This window comes from Steroidobacter sp. (assembly GCF_016790065.1).
GTDB lineage: Bacteria > Pseudomonadota > Gammaproteobacteria > Steroidobacterales > Steroidobacteraceae > Steroidobacter.
The window spans coordinates 1-3,708 of the sequence record NZ_JAEUPY010000337.1; the positions used below are offsets into that span (position 1 = coordinate 1).

Genomic DNA, 3,708 nt, shown 5'->3' on the forward strand with positions numbered 1-3,708 from the left:
AAAGCCGGGCGGCATCGAACAAGCACATCTGTTCTACGCGCTGTTTCGTGAGTACGATGCGGCCGATCATCGAGAGGAGGCCTGGTCTGCTTTATCCAGCGGAGCGGACCTGATGAATCGTCGCCTTGCGTTCGATTCGCAGCTCGAAGCGTCCCGGCTCGATGCGCTGATACAACTTCCTGTGTCGCTGCCAGCGGCTGCTGAAGCAGTCGAGTTTGTCCCTATCTTCATCGTCGGCATGCCTCGCACCGGGACGACGTTGCTCGACCGTATTCTGAGCAATCACTCGTCGGTGACGTCTCTGGGCGAACGCAACGACTTCTCAGCTGCAGTGAGTGAAGCCTCCGGTCGCTTCTTCCGCTCGCCGGTGCAGGGAGACCGCGTGCAGCTGCTCCGAGAGCTGAACTTCGAGCAAGTCGGACGTCTTTACCAGCGGCGCCTGGGCCGACTGGCCGCAGACACAAGATATGTCATCGACAAGAATCCGCAGAACCTGTTCAACCTGCCCATCATCCTGCAAGCGTTGCCCTCGGCGCGTGTGCTGTGTCTGCAGCGAGACCCGGCGGATGCTTGTTTCTCGACTCTGAAAGAGTTATTCCAAGCAGATGCCTATCCGTATAGCTATGCGCTGAACCCTCTGGCCGATCATTGCTTGCGGGTGCGGAGTTGGTTGAGGCATTGGCAAACCGTTGCGCCACCGTCGGTACGGATCGTTTGTTATGAGGACCTGGTCCGAGCTCCGGAACAAACGACAGCGAGTGTGCTCGAATTTTTGGGGCTCGGCAGGCAGGACGCTTTGCATGAGATCACGCGTAACAGTGCGCCAGTGTCGACGGCCAGCAGTAGCCAGGTGCGCGAAAGTATCCATCTGCGAGGGATCGGCGCTTGGCAGCGCTATGAGCGACAGCTGCAGCCGCTGCTTGCTCGATTGCAGATCTGAATGACTACTCCCGCCTGCGTGCCCGCTGTGTTGCGACCGATGCTGGCGAGGGCAGAGGCTCTGGCAGCTCGACAGGACTGGAGCGGGGCCATCGCTGCGTACGAACGAGTTCTTGCGAAGGTGCCGCTCGAGCCCTACACGCTGGTGCAACTGTCGTACATGCATTCGTTGCGGGGAAATTATCGTCGCGCCGAGGACTTCGCGCTGGCGGCAGTACGAACCGGCACTAAAGACGAGAAGATTCTTGCTGAGCTGTTGCCACGCCTGCGCACGTTCAACAAAGTGCCCGAGCTGCTGGCGTGTATCGAACGAGTCGGGCCGCTGGCTAGCATGCCCATTCCTTTGTTGATTGCCGCCGGGGCGCAGCTGAGTTATCTCAATCTGCCCGAGCGAGCTATCGCGTATCTCGACGAGGCGCGACGGGCCGACCCCGACTATCCGACGACGCTGCTCGCACGCACGCAGATCCTTACCTATCTCGGTCGCTTCGACGACGCCGAGCACGATGTGGAGCGCGCCATCCGCAGAGCGCCTGAGATCGCGCAAGGATACTGGTTACGTTCGGGACTGCGTCGCCAGACTGCTGAACGCAATCACGTCGACGCGATCCGGCGAGAGCTGGCCCGGCCCGGCCGGCCTGCGGAAGACATCGCGTTGTTATCGTTCGCGCTTCATAAAGAGCTCGATGACTTGCAGCGCTACGACGAGGCCTGGCTAGCACTGATGCAGGGCTGTCGCGCGCGGCGGTCGCGCTTGACCTACGACGCTCGCGGCATGAAGCATCTGTTCGATGCCTTATCGACATTCGAGCCGGCCGATGCCAGCTACGACGACGTCACGGTGGGGCCGGTGCCGATATTCATCGTGGGCATGCACCGTTCCGGCACGACATTGCTGGAGCAGATGCTCGCTGGCCATCCGGAGGTCGCTGCGCTGGGCGAGTTGTACGACTTCACCAGCGCGATGCGCTACACGATCGATCATCATTGCAAAGGCGTGATGGACGCGACGCTGGTGGCGCGGGCTCGCAGCGCCGATCTAAGCGTCGCAGGAAAACGCTATCTCGAAGGTGTGAACTGGCGGCTGGGCAGCTCGCGATACTTCACGGACAAGCTGCCTTCCAACTTCCTGAACATCGGATTCATCGCCCACTCGCTACCACAAGCCAAGATCCTGCACATGGTTCGCGATCCGGTGGAGACCTGTTTCTCCAATCTGCGTGAACTGTTTTCCGACGCGAATCCCTACAGCTACGACCTGAGCGAACTCGCGGACTACTACACCTGGTACGTGAGATTGATGAAGCATTGGCACTCGCGCTTCCCCGGTCGAATCCTGGACGTGCAATACGCGCGGCTTCTGACCGACCCAGAATCGGAGCTGCGGCGTGTAACAGAATTCTGCGGACTGCCGTTCGATCCAGCGATGTTAGAACTGGGCTCTCGTCATCGCGGTGTCGTCACTGCTAGCGCAGTCCAGGTGCGCAATGGAGTTCAACTTCGCGATGTGCCCAAGTGGGCTCCGTACCAGCGTTGGCTTGGGCCGCTGCTGAACCTACCAGCTGCGCCGGCTCAGTCTTGAGTCGCTGACCCCTGCGCCGATCCTATCTTTCTTCCCGACAGGCCCGCGGGATTCTGCGCATTTGTGCCGCGGGACGCGCGGATTCTTGCGCCCGGGCGAAGAAAAACCTTTTAGTTTCAATGCATAACCCCAGCCGGTGCATTCTTGCGCATGGATGGACGGCGGCGCTGCGCGGTCCATATTCTGTGTCCCAGATCGCACGGTGATTAAAAAAATCTGGCTGGGAGACTTGTTCCAATGATGCTTAGACCTCTGTCCGCCGCAGTCCTCGTCGCAAGCGCATTTGCCGGCACTGCTCACGCGCAGAACGCCGATGCCCCCTCGAACGTTCGAGCTACCGAGCTCGAGGAGGTGCTGGTCGTGGCTCAGCGTGCCAACCGCGTCAGCACCGGCGCCACCAACCTGAAGCTGGAAATCAAGGACACGCCGCAGTCCGTCAGCGTGATCAACCAGGTAGAGATGGACCAGTTCGGCGCCGACAACATCAACGACGCGCTGAAGATGGCGACCGGCATCCAGGTCGAGGAAGTCTCGACCAACAGCACCCAATACCTGTCGCGCGGCTTCGAGATCAAGAACACGCAGATCGACGGCGTCGGCCTGCCCAACGGCTGGGGCATCGTCACCAACGCGATGGATTCCTACGGCTTCGAGAAGATCGAAGTCATCCGCGGCGCCAATGGCCTGCTGACCGGCGTGGGCAATGCCGCCGGCACGATCAACTACGTTCGCAAGCGTCCGACCAACGAGGCACAGGGACAGATCGGTGTCACCTACGGCTCGTTCGACCGCCGCCGCATCGAGGCCGACTACTCGACGCCGTTCAATGAATCGGGCACCTGGGCCGGCCGCGCCGTGGTCGCACGGCAGGAGAACGATTCACACCTGCGCGATTTCCACGAGGAGCGCACCTACGCCTACGCCGTGGTCGACGGGCAGATCGGCGAGAACGGTGCGCTGGCGGTGGGTTATTCCCATCAGCAGGTCGATACCGACCACAACATGTGGGGCGCGCTGACCTTCTCGGGCAACGACGGCAGTCAGCTCGAGTTTCCCCGCAGCGCTTCGACCACGATGGACTGGACGTGGTGGAACTCGCGAACCGACGCCGGCTTTGTCGAGTACACGCACCGGCTCGGCGACAGCTGGGAGGTGAAGGCGTCCTATAACTACCGGAAGTTCGATCA

The 3,708-nt window shown here is 61.0% G+C and carries 3 protein-coding genes; all 3 read left to right on the forward strand.

What is annotated here, in order from left to right; genetic code table 11:
• A partial coding sequence (locus tag JNL55_RS14060; RefSeq protein ID WP_293854113.1) for a sulfotransferase family protein occupies positions 1-940 on the forward strand: 940 nt, incomplete at its 5' end.
• Entirely contained in the window at positions 941-2,521 is a 1,581-nt protein-coding gene (locus tag JNL55_RS14065) for a tetratricopeptide repeat-containing sulfotransferase family protein (protein WP_293854116.1), read from the forward strand. It abuts the gene before it with no gap.
• Positions 2,522-2,758: 237 nt separating this feature from the next.
• The coding region (locus JNL55_RS14070) for a TonB-dependent siderophore receptor (RefSeq protein WP_293854120.1) at positions 2,759-3,708 on the forward strand (950 nt) is incomplete at its 3' end.